This window comes from Yoonia rosea, from assembly GCF_900156505.1.
Taxonomy (GTDB): Bacteria; Pseudomonadota; Alphaproteobacteria; order Rhodobacterales; family Rhodobacteraceae; genus Yoonia; species Yoonia rosea.
In genome coordinates, this window is sequence record NZ_FTPR01000001.1 from 1,316,206 (window position 1) to 1,340,713 (window position 24,508).

20 protein-coding genes and 1 pseudogene are annotated in these 24,508 nt (G+C 58.3%); 12 read left to right on the forward strand and 9 right to left on the reverse strand.

Translation table 11 applies throughout. The features are described from left to right. Nucleotides 1–60: 60 nt before the first annotated feature. From B0B09_RS06455 to phnD, 5 genes are all read right to left on the reverse strand, one after another. A complete protein-coding gene (locus tag B0B09_RS06455; protein WP_076659829.1) occupies nt 61–945 on the reverse strand; it encodes an HAD-IIA family hydrolase in 885 nt (294 codons plus the stop codon). Nucleotides 946–1,027: 82 nt separating this feature from the next. Continuing rightward, nucleotides 1,028–1,825: a phosphonate ABC transporter, permease protein PhnE gene (gene phnE, locus B0B09_RS06460; protein WP_055296680.1), complete on the reverse strand. Its 798-nt coding sequence runs from the start codon at nt 1,823–1,825 to the stop codon at nt 1,028–1,030. Beyond that, on the reverse strand, nt 1,822–2,613 hold the full coding sequence (gene phnE / locus B0B09_RS06465; RefSeq protein WP_055296678.1) for a phosphonate ABC transporter, permease protein PhnE: 792 nt from the start codon (nt 2,611–2,613) through the stop codon (nt 1,822–1,824). Before phnE (B0B09_RS06465) ends, phnE (B0B09_RS06460) begins: the two co-directional genes overlap by 4 nt. Next, on the reverse strand, nt 2,610–3,383 hold the full coding sequence (gene phnC, locus B0B09_RS06470; protein WP_055296676.1) for a phosphonate ABC transporter ATP-binding protein: 774 nt from the start codon (nt 3,381–3,383) through the stop codon (nt 2,610–2,612). Before phnC ends, phnE (B0B09_RS06465) begins: the two co-directional genes overlap by 4 nt. 63 nt (nt 3,384–3,446) lie before the next feature. Then, nucleotides 3,447–4,430: a phosphate/phosphite/phosphonate ABC transporter substrate-binding protein gene (phnD, locus tag B0B09_RS06475; RefSeq protein WP_076658896.1), complete on the reverse strand. Its 984-nt coding sequence runs from the start codon at nt 4,428–4,430 to the stop codon at nt 3,447–3,449. Nucleotides 4,431–4,670: 240 nt separating this feature from the next. Here phnD and B0B09_RS06480 point away from each other — a divergent pair, with 240 nt between their 5' ends. The 7 genes and pseudogenes from B0B09_RS06480 to B0B09_RS06505 all read left to right on the forward strand — a co-directional run bounded on the left by B0B09_RS06480 (nt 4,671) and on the right by B0B09_RS06505 (nt 14,346). Continuing rightward, nucleotides 4,671–5,408 carry a winged helix-turn-helix domain-containing protein gene (locus B0B09_RS06480; RefSeq protein ID WP_055296672.1) on the forward strand — a complete coding sequence of 246 codons (738 nt, stop codon included), beginning with the start codon at nt 4,671–4,673 and terminating at the stop codon, nt 5,406–5,408. 823 nt (nt 5,409–6,231) lie between these two features. Beyond that, nucleotides 6,232–6,591 (forward strand): annotated as a pseudogene (locus B0B09_RS18215) (HAMP domain-containing protein); the annotation flags it as partial. Nucleotides 6,592–6,654: 63 nt separating this feature from the next. After that, nucleotides 6,655–7,899, forward strand: coding sequence for an ATP-binding protein (locus tag B0B09_RS18220; protein WP_375342219.1), 1,245 nt, complete (start codon nt 6,655–6,657; stop codon nt 7,897–7,899). A 270-nt stretch (nt 7,900–8,169) separates the two neighbouring features. Beyond that, nucleotides 8,170–9,120, forward strand: coding sequence for a helix-turn-helix domain-containing GNAT family N-acetyltransferase (locus tag B0B09_RS06490; protein WP_076658898.1), 951 nt, complete (start codon nt 8,170–8,172; stop codon nt 9,118–9,120). 553 nt (nt 9,121–9,673) lie between these two features. Further along, on the forward strand, nt 9,674–11,563 hold the full coding sequence (locus B0B09_RS06495) for a heavy metal translocating P-type ATPase (protein WP_076658899.1): 1,890 nt from the start codon (nt 9,674–9,676) through the stop codon (nt 11,561–11,563). A gap of 116 nt (nt 11,564–11,679) precedes the next feature. Further along, nucleotides 11,680–13,260 carry a glycosyltransferase gene (locus B0B09_RS06500; protein WP_076658900.1) on the forward strand — a complete coding sequence of 527 codons (1,581 nt, stop codon included), beginning with the start codon at nt 11,680–11,682 and terminating at the stop codon, nt 13,258–13,260. An 84-nt stretch (nt 13,261–13,344) separates the two neighbouring features. Then, on the forward strand, nt 13,345–14,346 hold the full coding sequence (locus tag B0B09_RS06505) for a GT-B fold glycosyltransferase domain-containing protein (protein WP_076658901.1): 1,002 nt from the start codon (nt 13,345–13,347) through the stop codon (nt 14,344–14,346). 24 nt (nt 14,347–14,370) lie between these two features. Here B0B09_RS06505 and B0B09_RS06510 read toward each other — a convergent pair whose 3' ends face one another. Both B0B09_RS06510 and B0B09_RS06515 read right to left on the reverse strand, forming a co-directional pair. Then, nucleotides 14,371–15,069: an anti-sigma factor gene (locus B0B09_RS06510; protein ID WP_076659830.1), complete on the reverse strand. Its 699-nt coding sequence runs from the start codon at nt 15,067–15,069 to the stop codon at nt 14,371–14,373. Beyond that, on the reverse strand, nt 15,066–15,614 hold the full coding sequence (locus B0B09_RS06515) for a sigma-70 family RNA polymerase sigma factor (RefSeq protein ID WP_076658902.1): 549 nt from the start codon (nt 15,612–15,614) through the stop codon (nt 15,066–15,068). The genes B0B09_RS06510 and B0B09_RS06515 overlap by 4 nt, the downstream gene beginning before the upstream one ends. 193 nt (nt 15,615–15,807) lie before the next feature. Here B0B09_RS06515 and B0B09_RS06520 point away from each other — a divergent pair, with 193 nt between their 5' ends. Next, a complete protein-coding gene (locus tag B0B09_RS06520) occupies nt 15,808–16,221 on the forward strand; it encodes a DUF7282 domain-containing protein (RefSeq protein WP_076658903.1) in 414 nt (137 codons plus the stop codon). Between the two features lie 105 nt (nt 16,222–16,326). On the opposite strand, the gene B0B09_RS06525 is transcribed toward B0B09_RS06520, so the two are convergent. After that, nucleotides 16,327–16,740, reverse strand: coding sequence for a VOC family protein (locus tag B0B09_RS06525; RefSeq protein ID WP_076658904.1), 414 nt, complete (start codon nt 16,738–16,740; stop codon nt 16,327–16,329). 89 nt (nt 16,741–16,829) lie between these two features. Between B0B09_RS06525 and B0B09_RS06530 the strand changes: the two genes are divergently transcribed. After that, complete coding sequence (locus B0B09_RS06530) at nt 16,830–18,122, forward strand: O-acetylhomoserine aminocarboxypropyltransferase/cysteine synthase family protein (RefSeq protein ID WP_076658905.1); 1,293 nt, start codon at nt 16,830–16,832, stop codon at nt 18,120–18,122. A gap of 109 nt (nt 18,123–18,231) precedes the next feature. Next, nucleotides 18,232–20,832 carry a hypothetical protein gene (locus tag B0B09_RS06535; protein WP_076658906.1) on the forward strand — a complete coding sequence of 867 codons (2,601 nt, stop codon included), beginning with the start codon at nt 18,232–18,234 and terminating at the stop codon, nt 20,830–20,832. On the opposite strand, the gene hppD is transcribed toward B0B09_RS06535, so the two are convergent. Then, nucleotides 20,833–21,927, reverse strand: a complete 1,095-nt coding sequence (gene hppD / locus B0B09_RS06540; protein WP_076658907.1) for a 4-hydroxyphenylpyruvate dioxygenase — start codon at nt 21,925–21,927, stop codon at nt 20,833–20,835. A 129-nt stretch (nt 21,928–22,056) separates the two neighbouring features. Between hppD and B0B09_RS06545 the strand changes: the two genes are divergently transcribed. Both B0B09_RS06545 and B0B09_RS06550 read left to right on the forward strand, forming a co-directional pair. After that, the gene (locus B0B09_RS06545) at nt 22,057–22,515 is read left to right on the forward strand and encodes an Lrp/AsnC family transcriptional regulator (protein WP_055296722.1); all 459 of its coding nucleotides are present in this window, start codon (nt 22,057–22,059) and stop codon (nt 22,513–22,515) included. A 102-nt stretch (nt 22,516–22,617) separates the two neighbouring features. Continuing rightward, on the forward strand, nt 22,618–24,495 hold the full coding sequence (locus B0B09_RS06550) for a cation:proton antiporter domain-containing protein (protein WP_076658908.1): 1,878 nt from the start codon (nt 22,618–22,620) through the stop codon (nt 24,493–24,495). The last annotated feature ends 13 nt before the right edge of the window (nt 24,496–24,508 follow it).

Here is a 24,508-nt window from a genome sequence, read left to right on the forward strand (position 1 = left end):
TCTCGAAACAATGTGATTTTTCGCTCTAGCGCTTCAAGGCCCAACCCAATGCGCCGAAACTTAGATGCGACAGAGGCGCCAGTCTGCAAATAGTCCCGCGCGCCTGACAAAGGGCTGTGTTTCATAGCCCGAGAAGAGCCCGTCTTGCGTTACCAAGACAGTGCGCCAGCCCCGAACCGCAGCGCCCAGGATATCTGTGTGAAGCGTGTCGCCACACATCGCGATCCGATTCTTCGCAGTCTTTGGGAGTGAGGCCTCAATCAGATCATACACTTCGGGAAAGGGTTTCCCGAAAAAACGCACACAGTCCGGGAATGCGTCCGCAACCATGTGGCCGAAGTACCCCGGCTCTACCGAAAAGCCGTCATCACGGGGCGCGGCGAGATCGGCGTTGGCGATCAACAGCGGGCGCGGAGAGCGCTGCATGGCGGCGTTCAAAAGGTCTTGTTGCGCGGCCGTCCAGTCCGCCGCCGAAAGGAACAGAAACTGGTCCACGGCGTCATAGTCGGCAGCCTTGTCCGTCAACCGCGTTACGGTGTGCGGCAGGTCGCCGAGCTGGTCGGTATCGGCGGCAATCACGCCCCAGTGTCCGGCACCCATCGCGTCAAGGGCGGCTTGCCGGCTGGTAATGATCTCGTCATCCTCAACCCGCAGGCCGAGCCGTTTGAATTTGGCAATGGCGCCGCTTCGATCATAGCTGGCGGCGTTGGTCAGGATACGAATGGCGCAGCCGCGCGCGCGAAGCTGATCGAGCCGCGTATCCGCACCGGGGATCAGGGTTTCGCCCACATTCAACACGCCAAAAGCATCGAAGACGAAGGCGTCGACTTGCGCGGCGATATCCAGCAGCGAGCTGATCTCGACGGTGTCCGGTTGGGTCGTCACGGCCGGAAGCCGCGTGCGGATCTCTTCGTAGCGGTCGAAAATCTGTTGCGTCGTCAGCAAAGCATCTGGATCGGTCACGTGTCCTGTCCTTTGGGGGGCAAAGCATCAGGGCCGCCGGATAATCCAGCGGCCCTGTCATGCATCACAGAAGCTTCTTGCGAAGGGCGGAGGAGATAAGCTCACCTGCGATGACAAGTGCGAGGATCGTGAGCAAGACCATCGAAACCTCTTGCCATTGGAAGGTATCAATTGCGCCCTGCAGGATGATCCCAATACCGCCTGCCCCGACAAGTCCGAGGACCGTGGATTCGCGCAGGTTGATATCCCAACGCAGAATGCTGATCGCAAAGAAGGCAGGCATCACCTGTGGCACGATCCCGTACATCACCACCTTGAACCGCGACGCGCCGCAGGCTTCCAATGCCTCGATCGGAGCGTGGTCGATTTCTTCAATCGCCTCGCCCAGCAGTTTGCCAAGGAACCCGATAGAGCGAAACATAATCGCGATGATCCCCGCGACGATGCCGGGACCGAAGATGGCAACGAAGAGAAGCGCCCAGATGATCGTATTGACTGACCGCGAGGACACCAGAATGAACCGCCCGATCCAGAGGCACACCACGTTTGGCGTCGTGTTCTGCGCCGAGATATAGGCGACGGGAAGCGACAGCACGATAGCGATCATCGTGGCGATGGTGGCGATGTTGATGGTCTGCCACGTGGCCTCTAGGATCGACGGCAGATTGGTCGGGTCCGGTGGCACCATGCGGGCAAACAGGTCGACCAGTTGGATCGGCGCATCCCAGACCCATTCCCAGATCACGTCGATACTGCCCAGCGCCCAGACGACCACCAGTGTGACAGCTAAGAGCGCGACATATCGTTTCATCCGTTGGGCCGGTGTAAACCGCGCCCATTCATGTGTGAGTGTCTGTGTCATGTCATCCGCTTTCTGATCATGCCGCTGACGGCTTCGGAAATCAGGATCGCACCGACGATGACCATCGTGATCGCAAGCGCGAAGTCGTAGTCATAGCGCCCGAACGCATTGGCAAGGGTCGCCCCGATGCCGCCCGCGCCGACGATACCGACCACAGCAGAGGCCCGCAGGTTGCTATCAAGCTGATAAATCCCAAGCCCCACAAGACGTGGCATGATCTGCGGCAGGATCGCGTAAACCATTGTGCTCAAGAACGGTGCCCCGACAGAGCGCATCGCCTCGACTTGACCGAAGTCGATTTCCTCGATCCGTTCGGCCAACAGTTTGGCGACGAAGCCGATGGAATACACCGTCAGCGTAAGCGCGCCGGCCAAGGGGCCAAAGCCCACGGCCTTTACGAAAATGATCGCGACGATCACGGGGTGAAAGCTGCGTGCCAGAATGAACGTGCCGCGGCCCAACAAATAGACAGGCTTTGGCGAAATGTTACGCGCAGCCATGAATGCCAATGGCACCGACAAAATCATTCCCAGCGTGGTGGCAAGGATCGCAATTTTCAGGCTTTCCATGAAACCCGAAATCAACAGGCCGGAACGTTCAAAGCTGGGAGGGAAAGCCCCGCTAAAGATACGCTGTGCCCGTGTGAGACCTTGGGCTGTGCGCTCCCAATCGATGGGAAGCGTGGCAATGGTCCCGATCACATAGGCCGCAACGGCGATATAAAACACCCACCTCAGGACGGGGGATTTAATGAACGGCGGTTTGCGCCAGACGGTTTGGGTGGTCATGCGACGGCACCCATTTCCTGACGATCCTCGGACGGTGTGCCCGCATAGATTTCATCCATCTGTGCGGCGTCCAGAGCGGCTGGCTTGTCATCAAATATGATCCGCCCGTAGCGCATCCCGACAATACGGTCACTGTACTCTTTGGCCTCGGTCACGTTGTGGATGTTGATAATGACAGGCAGGTTCAATTCGCGGGCAAGATCACGCAACAAAGACATAATCTGTTCGGACGTTTTCGGGTCCAGCGACGCGGTGGGTTCATCCGCCAGCAAAATTTCAGGGCGCTGCATCAGGGCACGCACCACACCAACACGTTGGCGTTCGCCCCCCGACAATTCATCAGCGCGCTTGTCCGCGTATTGGGCGATGCCCACACGTTCCATCAACGCGAACGCGCGTTCGATGTCTTCAGCAGGATAACGGCGCGTGACAGCGGCCCATGTGGAAATATAGCCCAGACGACCGGACTGCACGTTTTCCATAACGCTCAACCGGTCCACCAGATTGAAGCTTTGGAACACCATGCCGATCCGGCGACGGGCTTTACGCAGCTCTTTCGCGCCAAGCGTCGTAAAGTCGGTGCCGTTCAACGTGATGCTGCCCGATGTGGGTTCAACCAGGCGGTTCACACAGCGCAAAAGCGTGCTCTTGCCCGCGCCGGACGATCCGATGATCGACATCAATTGTTCACCTTGAACCGATAGGTTCAGATCCTTCAGGACAGGCGCACCGTTCCCGTATCTTTTCACAAGATTCTTAATTTCTAGCATGTTGCCTCTCAGACGCGCGTGCCACCCCGACCCATTGGTCGGAGTGGTATTTTGCAGGGGGGATTAGTTGTCAGCGAGGCCCTGTGGCGTGTATTCAACGCCGTTAGAGGCCTGAATTTCGCGGATGACAGCCCATTGATCCTGATAGGTGATTGGGATGAACTTGCTTACGCCCTCGAATTCGTCTCCCAGTGCGGTGCCTTCAAATTTGAAAGAGAAGAACGCCTCTTTGATGGTTTCGGCAAGCTCTGGTTCCAGGTCATGCGCCAGTGTGAAAGACGTTGTCGGAAACGGGTCGCTTTCCCAGATTTTGCGCACGTCGGCGGGGTCATACAGACCACGTTCTGCCATGCGGTCCACCACTTCGGAAGCCACGGGTGCCGCGTCATAGTCGCCAGCGACTACACCCAACATGGATTGATCGTGCGAGCCGGAATAGACGACTTCGTAGTCCACATCAGGGATCACACCAAGGCCCGGGAACAGCGCGCGCGGCGCCTGGTTGCCGGAGTTTGACGTAGGCGAGGTGTGCGCCACCCGGCGACCGGCAAGGTCGGACACTTCCTGAATATCGCTATCGGCCTGTGTGAACACCTGAAGCCGGTAACCGAACTGGCCGTCGTCAGCACCCATGATCGCAAACGGCACAGCCCCTGCAAGGTTCACAGCGAACGGTGTCGGGCCGGTAGAGAATCCCGCAATATGCAGGCGGCCGGAGCGCATCGCCTCGACCTCGGCAGAGTTCGATTGCACCGCAAAGAATTGCACGTCTTTGCCTGTCGCCTCTTTGAGGTGGGCGATGAACGGCGCCCAGATATCTGCGTAAACGGCAGGGTCTTCGACGGGCGTGTAGGCGAACACAAGTGTATTCGGGTTATTCAGTTCCGCGGGATCTGTGGGCGCGTCGGCCACAAGATCGCCATTCGCATCGCAATAGAGCACATCAAGCGCACCGCGTTGGGGACAGTCCTGCGCGGCAGCAGCAGACACGCTGCCAAGCACCATCAGACTTGCAGCCAGAGCTGCATTGGTCACGTTCATCGTCATGTAGATATCTCCCTAAATTTTATCTCGCACTCAGGTAGGATCCTCCAACCACTACCACACGATCCGGCAAGCCTAGTGGCACCACACCCGCTACGGCGAGGGCGCCTGTGTTAACACTCAGTTACAGTGATCGGTTTTAGTGTTAACAGTATTACAGGCGATACCTTCGCACTGTCTTTTCCTTTAAACCGCACGCAGTTTAGGCAAAACTTCTAGCACGCTGTATCGGGGAGGGTCAGGGTGACGTTCGAAAATCAAACCCAAGATCAATCGCCGCCCGTCATCGCCATTGTCGACGACGATCAAGAGGTGCGCGAGACCCTGTGTGAATTGCTGTCCAGCAGCGGTTTCACCCCGATTGCCTGTGAAGGCAGCGCGGATTTTAACGCCCTTGGCGCGCCGCCCGCCGTTGATCTGGCGATCATTGATTTGCGGTTGCGGGGCGAATCCGGTCTGGATCTGGCAGTACAGATCGGGGCGCGCTATGCCTTGCCGATTGTAATGCTCACGGGGGTCGGTGACGAGATCGACAAAATCATCGGCCTTGAAACGGGCGCCGACGATTACCTGATGAAACCATTTAACCCGCGTGAGCTGGTCGCGCGCATTCGCTCGGTGCTGCGCCGCTACGGGCATGGCGTGAACCGCGCACCGTCACTACCTGAACACACCATCACCTTCGGGCGCAAACAGCTTGACCTGCAAAGCCGCATTCTGCTCGATCACGCGGGCGATGAAATTCCGCTGACGAACGGCGAATATCGTCTGCTTGAGTATCTGGCACGCAACCCGTCGCGGGTAATATCGCGGCCAGAGCTTTTGTCCGAACTGGGATCGGACATGGAACGCTATGTGGACCGCACGATTGACGTGCTGATCCTGCGTCTGCGCCGCAAGATCGAGGATACGCCGTCCAAACCCGTTCATCTACAAACCCGCCGGTCGCAGGGCTATTTCTTTCAGCTAGAGGCCGGGTAGCGCCATGCGGCCCGCATTCCACACACCCAGCGTCAAGGCACGGCTTTCAATTGCGATATTGACGCTGTGTGCCGTCACCCTGATTATCTCGGCCATCAGTCTTTTGCTGTTGCGCAATGCCGAAAACTGGTTGGACACGATCCACCGCGACACGCTGTCAGAGGTGTCCCAAGCCTTGGAATTGTCGCGCAACGCCGCTGACCTCGCCACCGCCGCGCCGTTCCTTTTGACCGTTCAGGTGCCCTATCAGCGGCAGGTGGACGCAGATGCAATTCTGGACACTATCGACAAGTTGGAAGGCTTGTCAGCGGGCACAGACGATCTGATCTTGCCGCTCGCGCGGATCCGCTCGGCCATTGCCAATCTGCTGCGCGTGTCGTCGCCACAAAGCCTGCTTCAGACCGAAATCGCAAAGATCGACATTGAACTGGCCCGGCTGCAAGACAGGTTTCAGCGGCAGGCCAATATGGCAGAGGCCACTTTGGATGATCGCCTGGCCTGGGCGGCGCTGGGGCGCTTGGCCAGCGACGCCCGCAGCGTCACGCGTGCGCAGGAAATCATCGAAGTCGGAGAGAAACGGCGCCGCTTTGGCCGCAGCCGCGCCGCACTTCCCGACAGCCTCATAGCGGCGGAGGGCCTGCAGGAGATTGAGGGCATTCTGATCCGCCCGACCACCGATTTGTTCCAGCTCAAATACCAGTCCCTGACCGCCGCGCTTGATGCGGAGAATGCGCTGTTTCGCATTCGGCAACTGTCCAGTGATATCAGCGCCTATGCGACGTCGCGGGTTGAAGCGGCGCAGGAACGGCTGCGGGTTGCGCGGATGCAAACCTCGCGCGATCTCAAGCTGGCGCAAACTGTTGTGGCGCTGCTCGCGCTGTTCAGCGCATGCGTTGCGGTGATTTCGTCGCTGTTTGTGTCGCGCTATGTGACGCGCAATCTGCGTCTTGTGGCGGACGGGATGCGACAGCTGGCGGCGGGCGATCATTCTGTCACGGTGCCAACCAAAAATGCGACGGATGACGAGATTGGCCAATTGTTTCATGCCTTTGGCGTCTTTCGTTCCAATGCGCGCAAGCTGGACCGGCGGACAGCACAGATTACCCGTCAGAACACGCTATTCTCCAGCGTCTTCAGCGGGATCAAGGACGGCGTCGCCATCTTGACGCCCCAAGGCGAGATCGAAGAGGTGAATGACAAGGTGCGCGCGCTTTTGAACATTCCGCAAACGACCCCAGCGAAAACCATGCAAGACCTGTTCGCGCAGTCGGCCTTTCACCTGCAAAACGGACCGGATGATCGCGGTGGGCACGATGAGTACACCAACCCCATGGGCGACGTCATTGAGGTGCGTTCTTCACTTCTGCCTGATGGCCGGACCGTCTGGCTGTTATCCGAAGCCACGGAACGGAAGCGAATCGAAGATCGACTGGAAGAAATCCGCCGCGTCGAGGCGCTAGGCAAGGTGACGGGCGAAGTTGCCCATGACTTTGGAAATATCCTGTCGACGATTTCCGGCAACCTGCACCTGCTGGAAACATCTAACGCATCAGACGCACCGTTTCGGCTTGGGCGGATCAGAACCGCGGTGGATCTGGGTGTGTCTCTGACAGAACGTCTTGTCGCATTCGCCCGCAAGCAACATCTTGAGCCAGAGCGGGTCGATCTTGGATCATTGGTCGAAGGCATGCAGGATCTGCTGGACATCGCTCTGCCCGAAAACGTGGCACTTCACCTCGATGTGGGTAAAGACCCGCTGCATGTCTCGCTTGACCCCGGCCAGCTCGAAAGCGCGTTGCTCAACGTGTGTATGAACGCCGCGCAGGCCATGCCGGACGCGGGCAACATATGGATCACCCTGACGTCACAGGACGGTCACGCTGTCCTATCGATCAAGGATGACGGCACCGGCATGAGCGAGGAAACCCGCCGCCACGCATTTGAACCGTTCTATACCGCCCGTCCGAACGGAGAAGGCACGGGATTGGGACTGTCCATGGTTTATGGTTTTGTCACCCAATCGGGTGGCACGATCGAAATCTGCTCAGCCGTGGGACAAGGCACAACCATCGCAATTCGCTTTCCGATTATGGCCACACCACGCATTGCCAAACCCGAAATACCCTTTGCAGGTACGGCAATCGTTGTTGATGACAGTTCGGAAACGGCTGCTGCATTGAAGGTCACCCTCGCGACACTCGGATATGACACATTGGTCGCAACAAACTTTTCAGACGCGCAAAAAACCATCGAAACAACACCGGACATAACCCTATTGGTTTCTGACCTGAATCTAGACCATGGGCATTCAGGGGTGCAATTGATCCATGCAACACTCGACCGAGACCCTTTGGCATTTGCTATTCTGATATCATCGCGCTTACCTGCCCAAGACCCTGTGAATGAGAAGTTCCGCAGTCGTTTTGCAATGCTCGCGAAACCCGTCGATAAATCTGATCTGGTTCATGCAGTGACAGACGCGCGCAGATGAATAGGCATGGATCATTAACGTTCTGGTTCAACATCACGGCAAACGCCCCCCACAGAATGCACGATCGTCTTGCAGTAGAATGACACGCAAGCATCTGCAGCGAATGTCTGCTTCCCGCCCATCGTGCCGGCTGACACATCTGGCCCATAGCGGACATCTGTTTGTTACGAAGAGAACAGCACCAGTGAGTCCACTTTACCGATTTTCTGTTGTGCGGCGAAGGTCGGCTATGAGGTAGACGCAATGTCATATTGGTTGTATGATACAACTATGACACAGTCCATTTCCTTACAGCGTATCGACAAAGTGCGTGCAGTATCACGTGCCATTGTCCGAGAACTTGGTTTCATGCAGAAGGGGCTGGCTGGAACCGATTTGTCTCCATCAGCTGTGCATACCATTCTTGAGTTGGGCTACGGCACGGTCACAAAGGCAAGTGACCTGGGCGACATGCTGCACTTGGAGAAGTCCACGGTTAGCCGCCTTGTCCAAAAACTCACCGAGGACGGACTGATCGAGGCTAAGTCCAACCACGCCGACCGACGTACTCGGCAACTCGATCTTACAAAGAACGGCAGAGTTCTTCTGAAAACTCTGGAGGAATTTGGACGTATGCAAATGAGGTCTGCCTTTGAACACCTTTCGAACGATGATCTCACAAAGGTTGAAGCGGGTTTGGCGCTCTTCGCCAAGGCGCTGCGAGGACTAGGGTCCAGCGCTTCCGGCTCCACTGCCGTGGAGATTCGCCAAGGGTATTACTCATCTGTAATCGCCTCCGTCGTTGGACTGCACGCCACGTATTACGCAACCAATTACGGGTTCGGTGCGGTCTTTGAGAGGAAGGTTGCGACTGAAATGTCGGAGTTCATGGGGCGCCTAGAGAGCCCTATGAATACGACGTTTTCCGCTTTCCTTGGCGAGACACTTCTTGGTTCGGTCTCTCTGGATGGAGAAGACCTTGGAAAAGGTGTCGGCCATCTAAGGTGGTTTATCGTCAGTCCCGAGTCCCAAGGCATGGGTATCGGTAACTTGCTCCTTGAAAAGGCGACATCGTTTGTGGATGCGACCGGCTTCGACCGGACCCGTCTTTGGACGTTCAAGGGGCTCGATACGGCGCGCCACCTCTATGAAAAGCACGGGTTCGAACTGACCCGTGAAACACCCGGAAGGCAATGGGGCACCGAGGTCATCGAACAAGAGTTCGAGCGAAAGCGGACCTGAATCAAGAAGGCTTGAACAGCAGCTAAGTCCCGCTTATCGGGCCTCTACGCCAAACGCAGCGAACGACCGCTAACAGCCCTTTCTGTTCAGCAACAGGTACGATCCGGAGCGAACTCTCACCGTGTGGCGTGATATTGCGATACCGCGTTTTCAAAGCAAACATTGCAAATTAGACATCGTCGCTATCGCATGCTCTCACCTCGGCCATAACCCTGACTGTGCGCAGCCCAAGCAGCTCTACTCTCCTTGATACGCTTCAGGTTTCGCCGGTTCTTCCGTTTCAATTTCGTGGGAAATACGGTTGCAGTAGTTTACGCTACTGTCCTTCAGAAGAGCTGGGTTCGGGGCCCTGTTTTTCAGACAAGTATGACGACGTCACGCCCCGCGTGGACACCATAGATTGGCGCCTATGCGAGCCTATCAGCGAAGCCGGCTGCGCAGTTAATACTCGACGCCATGGCGCCGTTCCGCGATGATGGAGTATGTGTCAGCGGGTCGCGGGGTTCTTGGCAGCCCGCCAAAGCGCAGACCTTGCTGGGGAAAGCCGGACCAAATGCAACAGACCACCTCTGACCGGTTAAAGACAGCGCTTTTGCTGTTCTCGGTTGCGGGTTTGCTGGCGGGGCTGGCGCTCTACTTCAATGGAAGAAGCGATATCGCCAGCATCGTCTGGTTTGCGGGCGTTGCGCCTGTGCTTGCAGCACTCATCATTGAGATCATCCGCAGCCTTTGGCAGGGCGAGGTCGGATTGGATATTGTTGCGGCACTTTCGATGACCGCAGCGCTCGTCTTTGGTGAAACATTGGCCGCGGCCGTCGTCGCGGTCATGTACTCGGGCGGCACCTTTCTGGAAAGCTTTGCCGAGGGGCGCGCCCGCCGTGAAATGCGTGATTTGTTGGCACGTGTCCCCCGCACGGCAACCCGCTACAAGAATGGTGGTTTGGAAGAGGTCGCACTCGACGCCATTCAACCGGGTGACCTCTTGCTGATCCGGCAGGGCGACGTTGTTCCCGTCGATGGTACTGTCGCCTCGGAGGGCGCTTTCGTTGACACCTCGGCGCTGACCGGTGAATCACTGCCCGCCCGCCTCGCACGCGGCGCAGAGGCGATGAGCGGCGCGACGAATGCGGGCGAACCCTTTGACCTGACAGCAACGCGGTTGGCCGAGGACAGCACCTATGCCGGAATCGTGCGTCTGGTCGAAGAGGCCCAACGCTCCAAAGCGCCCATGGCACGCCTCGCGGATCGGTGGTCCCTCGGATTTCTTGCGGTCACAGTTTCGATTGCTTTTGCCGCATGGTGGTTCACCGGCGATCCGATCAGAGCCGTCGCCGTGCTTGTGGTGGCGACGCCCTGCCCTTTGATCCTTGCCGTGCCCGTCGCACTGGTGGCCGGTCTTTCGCGCGCCGCGCATTTCGGCATCTTGATCAAAGGTGCCGGACCGCTTGAGACGATGGCCCGGATCGGGACGCTGATTCTCGACAAGACAGGCACGCTGACAGACGGACGACCGCAGATTGTGTCCATTGACAGCCGCGACGGCAGTGATGGCGATGAAATCCTGCGCCTTGCCGCGGCACTTGATCAGGCGTCAAAGCACCCGGTCGCGCAAGCCGTCGTCGCGGCAGCGAAAGCGCGCGATCTTGCGTTACCGATTCCATCTGAGGTTACCGAGATCCCCGGAGAGGGGGTGATTGGCCAAGTCGAGGGAAACAGGGTGATCGTGGGCGGAGCCGATTTTGTCGCCCAACGTATCGGGCATCCGGAGGGCGATCACCCCGCTGGCGCAGCAGGTTCTGTTCTTGTTGCCATTGCGGTTGACGGCAAAATGGCCGGATATCTCGTGATGGCCGATCCCTTGCGTGACGGTACAGACGCCATGCTTGCGCGACTGCGCCGCGAAGGGATCACTCGCCTACTTCTGGCAACGGGCGACAGGGCGGCGGTCGCAGAGCGGATCACTAAGGGTCTCGGGTTCGACAGTGTCCAGGCAGGGCTGACACCCGATATGAAGGTAGAGCTGGTGCTGGAAGAGCGCAAAAGCAGTCCAGTGATGATGGTTGGAGACGGCGTAAATGATGCGCCGGCCCTAGCCGCCGCAGATGTAGGCGTCGCCATGGGCGCGCGGGGTGCTGCCGCATCGGCCGAGGCGGCGGATGTTGTTTTGCTCGTGGACAGGGTTGACCGTCTGGGTCAGGGGATTGAAATCGCGCGCCGTGCCCGCCGTATCGCCGTCCAGAGTGTGGTCGCGGGTATTGGCCTATCGGTTGCGGGAATGATTGCCGCAGCCTTTGGCTATCTGACACCGGTTCAGGGCGCACTGTTGCAAGAAGCGATCGACGTGGCCGTTATCCTGAACGCGCTGCGTGCGCTTTGGATCGAACCGGCTGGCATAACAGAAAACCAAAGCACGTTCGGAGCCAACCGCAAATCGCCGGTATAGGCTGGACGAAAACGGCAAATTCAAACAATGTTACGAGGAAATCTTAAAGTAGTGCAGCCGGCCGTCTTCAAGCAGGAGAAAGAGCCCTGCGTCGTCAGTTCAGGTCCGGTTCCTTAATGATCCCCAAGATAATCCATCAAACATGGCGCGATCATAACCTGCCGGTCCCGAAGGCGTGGCCCCAAAGCTGGCAGCGACATAATCCGGATTGGGAATACCGTCTTTGGACCGACGACGATCTGATTGCATTCGTTCGGCAATGTTACCCCGAGTTGGAGGCGCTTTATCTGTCGTATCCAAAGCCGGTGCAGCGGGCGGACATGGCCCGCTATCTGATCTTGCACCACCACGGCGGCGTCTACGCTGATATCGACACGGAATGTATGGCCCCGCTTGATGTCATCGCTAACGAACAACGGATTGTCTTTTCCGCAGAACCGCTTGAACAGGCATTCCATGCACATCGGCTGGGCATGGATCTGGTGTTGTCAAACGCTGTGATGGCCAGCCCCAAGGGACACCCGTTCTGGCCCCATCTCAGCAAGGCGATGGTCCGTTGCCAGCATGGCGAGGCGCATGTGCTCGAAACAACCGGGCCGCTTTTGCTGACAGGGGCGTATGAGACCTATCCCGACAAAGATACAATCTCGGTCAGTTCCTGCCATCTCTTCACTCCGCTCGACACAGCATTGACCGCCAGTCCCAGCCCCCGTTTCGGGGACTACGCGCATCACACACTTGCGCACCATTACTGGGGCAGTACCTGGTTTTCTCTGTCCAGAAACACACGGCGCATGCGTTTGGAATTCAAGTTGCGCAGAGCGATCCACCGGCTGACCCGCGGTCCTGTGCTCACAAGGGCGGAAATGGCAAAGCAGATTGATACGGCTGTCCTGCACCGACCGATCACCCCGCAAGACGTGAATATCTCCATTCTGATCCCTGTCCGCGACGCAGCCCCATTCCTTGAACGCTGTTTTGCGCTTTTGACACAGCTGACCTACCCCAAAGACCGGCTCAAGATCGTCTTTTGTGAAGGCGATAGCCGCGATGACACGAAGGAAAGGCTTGCTGAACTGGTATCGGCCCACAAACACGCGTTTCGCGCCATTGAAGTGACCACGTTGGAGGTCAATTCAACCCTCGACCGCGCCAAACGATGGTTGCCCGCCTTGCAGCGCAAACGCCGGTCAAATCTGGCAAAGGTCCGCAATCATCTGATTGATCACGGGATCACGGAGAACGACGATTGGGCGCTTTGGATTGATGTTGACGTCTGCGATTACGCGCCCGATATCATCGAACGCCTGCTGTCGGAACACGAGAAAGTCGTGACACCTGACTGTGTGTTGGACTGGGACGGGCCAAGCTATGATAGGAACGCTTTCAACGATGCCGGCGAACGCAAGAACCTGACCTATTACAGGTGGGTCAGGAACGGCATCTACATGCCGCCCGCGCATCACCGCGCGCGCAGGCATCTTCATGTGTTGCGGTCTTTGAACCGCGTGCCCTTGGCATCTGTCGGGGGAACGATGCTCTTGGTCCATGCCACAGTCCATAAGGCTGGCGTGCGGTTTCCTGAACTGCCTTATGACGACCTGCTTGAAACCGAAGGCTTCGGGCGCATGTGTTGCGATTTTGGAGTACTGCCGATCGGGCTGCCAAATGTGCAAATCCACCACGTCAGGAATTAGGGGATGCGTGCATAACGCGCGCCTGTTGCACCTCGCCTCTGCGCACGGCTAGAAAGGCAAAAGTCTTACAGGATCAGACCACCTATGGCCAAGCCGCCAAAATCGATAGCCACTTACAACATCCTGATCATCGGGCAAGGCGGACGTCTTGAATATGAGGCGCTGCTTTTCGCAGCCTCGTTGCGCAGCTATGCGCCCAAGTTCACGGGCAAGCTCTATGTCGCCGAACCGCAGCCCGGCCCGCTGTGGGACCGCGACCCGCGCATGTCCGCACCCGTCAAAGCTCAGCTTGCCGCTTTGGATGCACAGGTTGTCCCCTTCGTCTCCCGCCATTTCGGCCAGTCCTATCCCTACGGCAACAAGATCGAAGGATTACAGGTCCTGCCCGCAAGCGAGCCCTTTATTTTCTTCGATACTGACACGCTGATCACCGGTGAACTGGCCGATATCCCTTTCGATTTTACCCGCCCTGCCGCATCCATGCAGCGCGAGGGCACATGGCCTGTCGAAGAACTGTACTGGCCCGGCTACACCGCGATATGGAAATCGCTTTATGACCGTTTCGGGCTGGATTTTGAAAGCTCGCTCGACCGCGCGCAGCCGGATGAATATTGGGAACGCTATCTGTACTTCAACGCCGGTTGGTTTTTCGGGGCGGACCCTGCGGAGTTCGGTCAGAGGTTTACCGATTATGCGGTCAGCGTGCGCGACAACCCTCCGACTGAACTGGTGATCCAGCCGCTTGATCCCTGGCTCGATCAGATCGTTCTGCCCTTGGTTATTCATGGCTTGGGTGGTGGCAGACCGGGGCCGGAACTGGCGGGGCTCGACGGGGGTGTCAGCTACCATTACCGGCTCTTGCCGCTGTTCTATGCAACTGCGACAGATCGACAGGTGGCCGTGCTGGAAGAGGTCACGGCGCCCAACAAGATCAAGAAGCTGCTCAAACTCTACGAGCCGTTCAAGCGGATGGTCTATCAGGGGCGCGGCGCCAAGGTGCGCGCGCTCTTTGATCGTGACAACCTGCCCCGCCATGAAAAAGCGATCCGGAACCAGATCAAGGCGGCAGGATTCTGGATGCGATAACTGCGGCGCTGGTGCGCGCGCATATTAAAGCCGACTGGAAACGCCCGGAATATCGACGGTTCCAAACACGCGGCCCGTCGGCGAACCGGTTGGTGAACCACCCACAGGTTCCTCACTGACACCCAAGGTCAGAATACCTTCAACGGCGGCAATCTCCGGTGGCATCGCAATCCTGACTGTGTCGCCCTGCGGCCAGAGCCCCACAGATGTGGCCGGCTCTCCCTCGCCATGCGCCCAGACTTGCAAAATACGGCCCTCGGGGGCGGCACCGGCCGTGCGGGTCAGAAAGACCTCATTGGTCGATTTATCGACAACGGCCACGACACGGAAATCCCCGGCTTCGGAAATGATCTCTGCCGTATAGAGCGGCCCACCGTCCGCAGGAGGATTGCCAAGACCGGAGGAGAGCAAAAACACCAGCAAAAGCACGCTCAGGGCACTGACCCCTTGCCAGAGCCAAAGCCGCGCCCACCACGGTTTACGTTCTGGCGTCGGGAACAGTTCCGCAAAAAGCGCCTGCTTGACGGCAGGCCGCGGCGCAGCCGGTGCCAGTTCGTCAGTCATCGACGCCAAGCGCATTTCCCAATCCGTCACCGCTTGAGCGAAGACGCGGTCGGTCGCCAACAAACGCTTGGCCTCGGCCAATTCCTCGCCCGTCAACAGCCCCATCGCATATTCTGCGGCCATGACGTCCATCTCGTCGGGTGCTTGCTCTGTGGTCATCGTGCCATACACTCCCGCAGGGCTATCAGGCTCCGGCGCAACCATGTGCGCATCGTATTGAGCGGCACATTAAACTGCTCGGACAGTTCCTGATAGCTTTGCCCCTGAAGATATGCGCCCGAAATCGCGGCACGGCGGTCCGCGTCCAACTCATCCAGGCACTGTGTAATGCGTTTTGCCTCCGAATGGGCAATTGCCGCCTGTTCCGGCGACATCCCGGGAGCAGGGAGCCGTTCGCTATAATCGGCCACATCGTGATCCACGTGACGCGCCCGCAAACGGTCAATGGCCGTATTCCGCGCAATCGTGATGAGCCATGTCATCGGCGAATGGCCCGTCACCTGATAGCGACCGGCATTCTTCCAGACTTTGACATAGGTCTCTTGCATGGCATCCTCGGCTGCTGCGCGTTCAGTCAACACACGCAGACACACAGCGAATAGTTTCCCCGAGGTGGCATCATAAAGTTCCGAGAACGCCGTTTGATTGCCCAAAGCGGTTTGCGCAATCAGCGCTTCTATGTCGTCGCGGCCATCAGTTTTCATTGTTTTTCAATATCAGAAGGCCACGCATGGGTTACAAATGTTGCAAAGATACGATCGGCAAAACAACGCGTTGGCCAACGTTATTGTCTCCCCAAAAAAAGTATAGAGCCACGTGAAACTTTATCCAGTGCCGTTACGTGTTTTCGCTGATCTGCCGGACATAACGTCCCGCGGAATAATGATGGAGAGACACATGAAGACACTTATTTCAGCTATTGCCCTAAGCATCGCCGCAACCGGTGCATTCGCCGCCGCCCATGCTGTGACCCCCTCGGTCGAAGCCACCAACCAGTCCGTCGCCAATGGCATCGTCAGCGCAAACATGGTTGTTGCCGCAGAGAACGGATGGATGGTCGTGCACAGAACTGACGCTGCGATGACACCGGGCCCCGTTGTGGGTTACGCACCACTGCGCGAAGGTGACAACATCGATGTCGCCGCGATCCTGACTGAAGAGGTCGCGCCCGGTGATATGCTCATGCTCATGGTGCATTCCGAAGCTGGCGGCACCGTCACAGGCGGCTTTGAATACACGCTTGGTGCCGTGGAAGACGGCCCGATCCGCGTTGACGGAAACCTTGTGATGGCTGTGATCACCGCGGAGTAAGCGCCAGAAATTCTTTGGCCCAAGGTTCCGAGTTTTGCGTTTCTGATATCGGGTCAGAGAAACGGATCGCCCGCAGCGCCGTCCCCGGGTTGCGGGCGATCCCTCTTAGGTCGCGAAGACGCCGTCCATATCGGCGTAGCCCTTGACTTCAATCGGGTTGCCGGACGGATCACGGAAAAACATTGTCCATTGCTCACCCGGCTCACCTTTGAAGCGCACGGAGGGTGCGATGATAAAATCGGTCTGACGCTCTTCAAGGCGCCCGGCCAGTGCGGTCCAGTCTTCAAGCGGCAAGACAATCCCGAAATGGGGCATCGGCACCATGTGGTCGCCCACTTTACCTGTCGGTTCATTGGTAAAGGGCGTGCCCAAGTGCAGGCTGAGCTGATGGCCGAAAAAATCGAAATCGACCCAAGTCTCGGTTGAACGCCCTTCGGTCGCGCCTAAGGCACCGGAATAGAATTCTCTGGATTCGTCCAGATCCAAAACATGAAAGGCAAAATGGAATGGGTGCGGCATGATCTTGTCCTTTGCGAATGAGGGCCGTTGAGGTGTTCCGGCTTTCCGCCTACACCTAGCGGCAACAACTTTAAAAGGGGAGACCAGAAATGACCGACGGCCCAAGCTATGGCTTTGACACGCTGCAAATTCACGCAGGCGCCCGCCCTGATCCGGCAACAGGTGCGCGTCAAGTGCCGATCTACCAGACCACCGCCTATGTTTTCCGCGATGCCGACCACGCGGCGGCTTTGTTCAACCTCCAAGAGGTTGGCTATATCTATTCCCGCCTGACCAACCCGACGGTTGCCGCGCTGCAAGAACGCATCGCGACACTTGAAGGTGGTGTTGGCGGTGTGTGCTGCTCGTCCGGTCACGCAGCGCAAATCATGGCGCTTTTCCCGCTGATGCAGCCGGGGCGCAATATCGTGGCATCCAGCCGCCTCTATGGGGGCACCGTCACGCAGTTCAGCCAGACGATCAAACGCTTTGGCTGGTCGGCGAAATTCGTCGACTTTGATGACCATGCTGCTGTCGCGGCCGCCATCGACGACGACACGCGCGCCGTGTTCTGCGAAGCCATCGCCAACCCTGGCGGGCATATCACCGACCTTGATGCGATTTCGGCCATTTCCGATGCGGCGGGTATTCCACTGATCGTGGATAATACGTCTGCCACGCCGTACCTGTGCCGCCCAATTGAACACGGCGCGACACTGGTCGTCCATTCCACCACCAAATACCTGACAGGCAACGGTACCGTCACCGGTGGCTGTGTTGTGGATAGCGGAAAATTCGACTGGGCCGCGAATGATAAATTCCCGTCCCTCAGCCAGCCCGAGCCTGCCTACCACGGCTTGAAGTTTGCCGAGACCTTCGGCCCGCTGGCCTTTACGTTCCACGGCATTGCCATCGGTCTGCGCGATCTGGGCATGACGATGAACCCGCAAGCCGCACATTACACGCTGATGGGAATCGAGACCCTGTCGCTCCGCATGGAGCGCCATGTCGAGAACGCGATGAAAATCGCAAAATGGCTCGAGGATGATCCGCGCACAGAATACGTGACCTATGCCGGGCTTGAGAGCTCGCCCTATTCCAAACTGGTGCCAAAAATCTGCCCCAAGGGTGCGGGTGCCTTGTTCACGGTCGCCGTAAAGGGCGGCTATGACGCTTGCATCAAGCTGGTCGATAGCCTCGAGATATTTAGTCATGTGGCTAACCTTGGGGATACGCGCAGTCTGATTATCCACTCGGCCTCGACCACGCACCGCCAGTTGACGGCCGAACAGCAAGAGGCCGCAGGCGCCGGCCCGGGCATCGTGCGTTTGTCCATCGGAATCGAGGATGCCGACGATCTGATTGCCGATCTCGATCAGGCCTTGGCAAAAGCCACGGCCTAACAATAAGAAACCCGTCCGTGCCCTTGGCGTGGGCGGGTTTCTGCTTTAGGGTTCCGGCATGGGGGCAAAACGCGTTTTGCCTGTGGGACCAACATGCTAGAGCGTGACAATGATCACCAACTTTGCGCTATCGCTTTCGCTTGACGGAATTGAACTGCTTCATCGCGTGCCACGCGGCTGGCGGCCGATTGGACGCGTCGATGTGGCCAGCAAAACGCTTGAGGAAGATCTGAGCGCGCTACGTGAAAAAGCCCTGTTGATCGAACCCGACGGCCTCCGGACCAAACTGGTGATCCCGCTCGACCAGATCAAATACATTGCACTGGATGGGACACGCGCCACCGAGGATGACATTCACGCCGCGTTGGATGGCGCGACACCCTATGCGCTGGGTGATCTGGTCATTGACAGTGAAAAAAGCGGCGGGCGTACCCATGTGGCCGCTGTCGCGCGCGAAACGCTCAACGAGGCAGAGGCCTTTGCCGATGCCCATGGTTTTCAGCCTGTCGCCTTTGTCGCGGTTCCCGAACCCTTCACGTTTCAAAAAGAAGTCTTCTTCGGCCCGACAGACATAGCGCGCAGCATTGTCGGCCCCGACGCGATTATTGAGCGCGATGCTCTGCCGGTCATGCCGGTCGGCACACGGATCAAGTCACGCCTTTTGGTGTTTGATCAGGCTGGCATTGCGGAGGAGGCCACGTACAAAGATGACCTCGCGATATTGATGGCTGCACAGGATACTCGGGAATCGACAGGTGCACCCGAACCCCAGATGACTGATGAGGCCGCAGACACCCCAGCCATCGCCGTGCAAAAACAAACAATATGGGTTGATCTGATACCGTCCGAGTATCATGCGCCGGCCGCACCTGAGACACCTGACGCCGCAACGCAAACGCCGCGTCCCGCCGCCGCCAGTTTGGCAAAACCCGTGCTTTTTGATCTGGTGATCCCAGAACATCATCGGCAATCACATAAGAAAGCAGGATCACCGCTCGTCGGGGTATTCAGCGGAAAGAAAAGCGCAGCGCCGGCCGTGTCGCTCGGTGCACCTGCACCTTCGGTAGCTGCTCCGGCCGTGGCACCCCAAACGAACCGCCCGACAGTCAAACCCGAGACAAACAAACGCCCCGCCTTGATTGCCGCTGGCATTGCCGCGGCCGCCTTGGTGCTGGGTGGCATCATCTGGTCGCAACAGACGACAACGGAAACAACCGCGCGCGCGCCAGAGCCTGTGACTGCCGCTGCAACCGAAGAGGTGATCGTCGCGCAGGCACCGATAGAACAGCCCAGCGTTGCGGAAGCAGCGCCGGAAACAGGACCAGAGATCGCAGCGTTCGCGATCCCCGATCTTGTCGCGCCACAGGCGACCGGCAGTGAACTTGCGGCAATTGGACCGGAAACGCCTGCGACACGCAGCACTGCACCCGCGGAATTAGCGGTCGCCGCAGCTGACGCCCCCCTGACATCAGTACAAGCCCCGCCTGCCCCGCCACCTGCCGAGGAAACAGCCCAAGCCACGGTTGGTGCGCCTGTCCTGCGCGCGCAGGTACTCAGCCCAGACGAGGCCGAGCGCATTTATGAGGCGACCGGTGTCTGGCAACGCGCCCCACGCTTCTTTGATGTTCCATCGGGCGTTGAACCGCTGGCGTTTGATCGCCCTGCGGACATCGCAGCGCCAGCGCGGCTCACGCGGCCCAACATGGCGCAGCTGGATACATTCGAAACCGATCTGAGCTTTATCGCGCCTGCCAATCCGCCTGCACCCGAGGTTACATTCGCCCGTGACGCGGACGGGTTCATTCTGGCAACCGAGGAAGGCACCGTCACGCCGGAAGGTGCCCTCGTCTTTGCGGGGCTGCCCGACCTTGCGATCACACCACGCCCCGAACTCAGCCAAGCTGATCTGGAGCGCTTTGCGCTTCTGGCGCCGGCCCCTGAAGGTGTGGTGATCATCCCGGGCACGCCGGCTGTTGTGCCACCTTTGCGCCCTGCGGATGCGGCATTGCCCGAACCGGAAGAGGCGCCAGAGGATACAACCATTGCCTCTGCCACCCCTGCGCCGGAAGCGCCGACACCCGGCGGTGTTGGGCTTGGGGGACTTGAACTCCAGAACACCGGCGCGATTTCACTTGATACAGCCGTCGTGGAAGAACGCGCGCTTGTTGATTTGCGCCCCCGCCTGCGCCCAGATGGGCTTGCGGCAAGGGTTGATCCCGGCACGCCGGATATCACCGATATTCTGGCCGGTATCGCGGCCGAGGATGCAACACTGCGATTTGACAGCAGCACCGCACTCGCCGTTGTGCTTTCAATCCGCCCAGATACGCGGCCGTCAAACTTTGCCAATGTTGTCGCCGCCGCATCTGCGCGCGCGCGAACACAGCCTGCGGCCCCTGCGCCATCAGCGCCTGCAAGCGCCGCGCCTGTCGTGGCCGCAGCCCCTGTGGCACCCCAAAACGTCCAGCCCGTCCCGGGCGGTGTTGCACGCGCGGCCACGCAAGAAGACGCGATCCGCCTGCGTGAGATCAATCTGATCGGCGTCTACGGACGCCCCAACGCCCGCCGCGCGCTCGTGCGCCTCAGCAACGGGCGCTACGTGCGCGTCGAAATCGGGAGCGAGCTTGATGGCGGGCAGGTCACCGCCATCGGGGATAGCGCGCTCAATTACGTCAAACGGGGGCGGACCTACGCGATCGAGCTGCCGTAGCTAGCTTGCCTTCAGAACACCGCGGTCGATCTGGTCGGCTTCGATACTCTCAAACAGCGCCTTGAAGTTCCCTTCGCCAAAGCCGTCGTCGCCCTTGCGCTGGATGAACTCGAAGAAGATCGGGCCGATCACGGTCTTTGAGAAGATTTGCAAAAGGATGCGGGTTTCGCCGCCATCCACAACACCCTCGCCGTCAATCAGGATACCGTGTTTCATCATCCGCTCTTTGGGTTCGTCATGGTCCACTACGCGGGTGTAGCTCAGATCATAATAAGCCTCGGGCGGCTTGGGCATGAACTTTATACCCCGCGAGGCAATCTCGTCGGTCGCATCGTAAAGGTCATGTGCACCCACGGCGATATGCTGGATGCCTTCGCCTTTGTACCGCTTGAGGTATTCGACGATCTGCCCCGTTTCACCACGGTCTTCGTTGATCGGGATGCGGATCCGTCCGCAGGGAGACGTCAGCGCGCGCGACAACAGCCCCGTGAATTTACCCTCGATATCAAAGAAACGGATTTCGCGGAAATTGAAGAGATCACCGTAGAACTTGAACCACAGGTCCATGTTCCCCTTGTGCACGTTGTGTGTGAGGTGATCGAGATAGTGGAAACCGACCCCCGCAGGATGCGCGTCTGAGACCCAGTTGAACTCTTCGTTATAGGGGTTCGCCTCATAATACTGGTCAATGAAATAGATCAGGCTGCCGCCGATGCCGACGATCGCTGGAACATCAAGCGCCTTGCCATCACCTTCATAGGGCACCGCCCCTTTGCGAACCGCATGATCAAAGGCGTGCTGCGCATCGACGACACGCCAACCCATGGATGGCGCGCAGGGCCCATGTTCTTCGACAAAGGCACGGGCATGGCTGTCTGGCTCATTGTTGATCAGATAGGTGATATCGCCTTGCTGCCAAAGCTCGATATCTTTGGTCTTATGGGTGGCGGTGTGGGTATAGCCCATCTGCGCGAAGAGTGTGCGCAGGGTCTCCGGCTCTGGATGCGCGAATTCGACAAATTCGAAACCATCTGTTCCGGCAGGGTTTTCGGCGCTGATTGTGGCTTTCGGGGCGTCGTGCGGAAAAGGTCCCATTGGTGATCTCCTATGTGTTTTGGAGATAATACAGCGATATACCTGCAAATACTGCGCAATATTACTTTCATTGATTGCAATTTGCGCGCATTTCCTGCATTTATTAACATATTTACGCAGGATTCACGCATGACACTGGATGCCGCCGACCTTTCACTGCTGGCCATGCTGCAACGCGATTCCGCCAAGACGGCGCAAGAGCTGGGCGATGCACTGAACATGTCCGCCTCGCAGGCAGGACGCCGCAAGCAACGGCTCGAGGCGGAAGGCTATATTGCAGGCTACCGCGCCTTTCTTTCACCAGAGAAGGTGGGGCTCTCGGTACAGGGTTTCATTCAGGTGGTCATGGCCACCCATACCGAAAAGAACGCGCGTGATTTTGTGCAATTGACCAGAACACGCCCCGAGATCGTCGGTGCGTGGACACTGACCGGAGAGGCCGATTATCTGTTGCGGGTCTATTGCCGCGATCTTGCCGCGCTGAACCTGCTGGTCCAACAGGTGCTATTGCCCCACCCCGCCGTCAGCCGTGTGCAAAGCCAGATCGTGATGGAACGGATCAAGCCTGACGCGCCCTTACCGTTATAGGGGCCGGTCCCATTGGTCCTTTCCAATAGACGTTGCCGCGTTACAATGCGTTGGTATCGTCAGAGCGCGCCACTGCGCTGAACAATAAAGAGCCAAAGCTTCATGGAATCCTTCCTGTTTCAAGCGACAATCTATCTTGGTGCCGCTGTCATTGCGGTGCCGCTGGCCGCGCGTCTGGGGCTTGGCTCTGTGCTGGGGTATCTGCTGGCAGGGATCGTGATTGGACCTGTTGCCGGACTGGTCGGCAGCGAGACGCAGGATTTGCAGCATTTCGCTGAATTCGGCGTTGTGATGATGCTTTTCCTGATTGGTTTGGAGCTTGATCCACGCGCGCTGTGGAATATGCGCCAGAGGTTGCTGGGTTTGGGCGGCTTGCAGATCTTGCTGACCATGTTGGCGATCAGCAGTGGCGCTCTCGCGATGGGCTATGATTTGTCCACGGCGGTGGCGGTGGGGATGATCTTTGCGCTCTCATCCACAGCGATCGTGTTGCAGACCCTGACAGAAAAAGGCCTGATGCAGACCAGCGGCGGGCGTTCGACGTTTTCGGTGCTGCTGGCGCAGGATATCGCCGTGATCCCGATGCTGGCGCTCTTGCCCTTGCTGGCCGTGCCCGCAGTGATGAGCCTTGCGCCGGACGGGTCGATGGTGCGTGCGGCGACCGAACACGGTGACGATCACCATGCTGTTGTCAGTCTTGTTGACGGCCTGCCTGGCTGGGGTGTGACACTGGTCACATTGGGGGCCGTCGCCATCGTTATTCTCGCGGGCACTTTCCTGACCCGCCCTGTCTTTCGCTACATCCATCACGCCCGCTTGCGCGAAATGTATACGGCACTTGCACTGCTGATGGTGGTGGCCACGGCCGTCTTGATGACAATGGTGGGACTGTCGCCCGCCCTGGGTACGTTCCTTGCCGGTGTCGTTCTTGCCAACTCGGAATTCCGGCACGAATTGGAAAGCGACCTTGCCCCGTTCAAAGGCCTGCTTTTGGGGCTCTTCTTTATCACCGTGGGTGCAGGGATCGACTTTACGCTGTTGTTTGGTGATCCCGGACGTATTCTGGCCCTTGCCATTGCGGTGATGCTGATCAAGGGCTTCATCCTCTATGCTTTGGCGCTGTTGTTCAAGTTGCACAAAAAGGACCGTTGGCTGTTCACGCTGGGCCTCGCGCAAGCAGGTGAATTCGGCTTTGTCCTGATCTCCTTTTCGCTGCAGCAAGGCGTACTGACAGACGGGCTTGCCGGGCAGCTTTTGCTGGTCACGGCCCTTTCCATGCTGATCACCCCCCTACTCTTCATCGTTTACGAGTTGATCATCAAACGCATGGGTGACGTCGAAGAGGCCGAGCATGATGAGGTGGACGAACAAGGCACCGTCATCATCGCGGGGATCGGGCGGTTCGGGCAGATTGTGAACCGTCTTGTGCAAAGCGCGGGGGTCAATACCGTGGTGGTCGATAATGATCTTGCCACGGTCCAGATGATGCGAAAATTCGGATTCCGCGGCTTTTTTGGTGACCCGACGCGCCCTGATCTGCTGAATGCGGCGGGTCTGGAAGATGCCAAAATCCTCGTCGTGGCGCTGGATGATCGCGAGGCGGCCAACAAGCTTGTCAGCTATGCCCGCAAGGCGCGACCCGATTTGCACATCATCGCCCGCGCACGTGACCGTGTGCATGTCTACGAACTTTACGATGCAGGCGCCGATGACATCGTGCGCGAGCTGTTCGACAGCTCCCTACGGGCCGGGCGCTACGCGCTGGAAAACCTCGGGCTTTCCGAGTTCGAGGCCGCAGAGGTCGAGCAAACCTTCTATCAGCATGACCGCAAGGCGCTGCGCGAGTTGGCGGAACTGTGGAAACCGGGCGTTCCGATCACGGAAATTCCCGAATATGTGGCACGGGCACGTGAGCTCAACAATACGCTGGAATTGGAGCTTACCGCCCGCCAACAAGCCAACGAGAAAAAGCGCGCCTAGACAACCCTGAGTG

Excerpts from the sequence above, each read along its gene's own strand:
- phnE (WP_055296680.1), bottom strand. The coding sequence starts at position 1,825 with ATGACACAGACACTCACACATGAATGGGCGCGGTTTACACCGGCCCAA.
- phnE (WP_055296678.1), bottom strand. The coding sequence starts at position 2,613 with ATGACCACCCAAACCGTCTGGCGCAAACCGCCGTTCATTAAATCCCCC.
- phnC (WP_055296676.1), bottom strand. The coding sequence starts at position 3,383 with ATGCTAGAAATTAAGAATCTTGTGAAAAGATACGGGAACGGTGCGCCT.
- phnD (WP_076658896.1), bottom strand. The coding sequence starts at position 4,430 with ATGACGATGAACGTGACCAATGCAGCTCTGGCTGCAAGTCTGATGGTG.
- B0B09_RS18220 (WP_375342219.1), top strand. The coding sequence starts at position 6,655 with ATGCAAGACCTGTTCGCGCAGTCGGCCTTTCACCTGCAAAACGGACCG.
- B0B09_RS06490 (WP_076658898.1), top strand. The coding sequence starts at position 8,170 with ATGACACAGTCCATTTCCTTACAGCGTATCGACAAAGTGCGTGCAGTA.
- B0B09_RS06495 (WP_076658899.1), top strand. The coding sequence starts at position 9,674 with ATGCAACAGACCACCTCTGACCGGTTAAAGACAGCGCTTTTGCTGTTC.
- B0B09_RS06500 (WP_076658900.1), top strand. The coding sequence starts at position 11,680 with ATGATCCCCAAGATAATCCATCAAACATGGCGCGATCATAACCTGCCG.
- B0B09_RS06505 (WP_076658901.1), top strand. The coding sequence starts at position 13,345 with ATGGCCAAGCCGCCAAAATCGATAGCCACTTACAACATCCTGATCATC.
- B0B09_RS06510 (WP_076659830.1), bottom strand. The coding sequence starts at position 15,069 with ATGACCACAGAGCAAGCACCCGACGAGATGGACGTCATGGCCGCAGAA.
- B0B09_RS06515 (WP_076658902.1), bottom strand. The coding sequence starts at position 15,614 with ATGAAAACTGATGGCCGCGACGACATAGAAGCGCTGATTGCGCAAACC.
- B0B09_RS06520 (WP_076658903.1), top strand. The coding sequence starts at position 15,808 with ATGAAGACACTTATTTCAGCTATTGCCCTAAGCATCGCCGCAACCGGT.
- B0B09_RS06525 (WP_076658904.1), bottom strand. The coding sequence starts at position 16,740 with ATGCCGCACCCATTCCATTTTGCCTTTCATGTTTTGGATCTGGACGAA.
- B0B09_RS06530 (WP_076658905.1), top strand. The coding sequence starts at position 16,830 with ATGACCGACGGCCCAAGCTATGGCTTTGACACGCTGCAAATTCACGCA.
- B0B09_RS06535 (WP_076658906.1), top strand. The coding sequence starts at position 18,232 with ATGATCACCAACTTTGCGCTATCGCTTTCGCTTGACGGAATTGAACTG.
- hppD (WP_076658907.1), bottom strand. The coding sequence starts at position 21,927 with ATGGGACCTTTTCCGCACGACGCCCCGAAAGCCACAATCAGCGCCGAA.
- B0B09_RS06545 (WP_055296722.1), top strand. The coding sequence starts at position 22,057 with ATGACACTGGATGCCGCCGACCTTTCACTGCTGGCCATGCTGCAACGC.
- B0B09_RS06550 (WP_076658908.1), top strand. The coding sequence starts at position 22,618 with ATGGAATCCTTCCTGTTTCAAGCGACAATCTATCTTGGTGCCGCTGTC.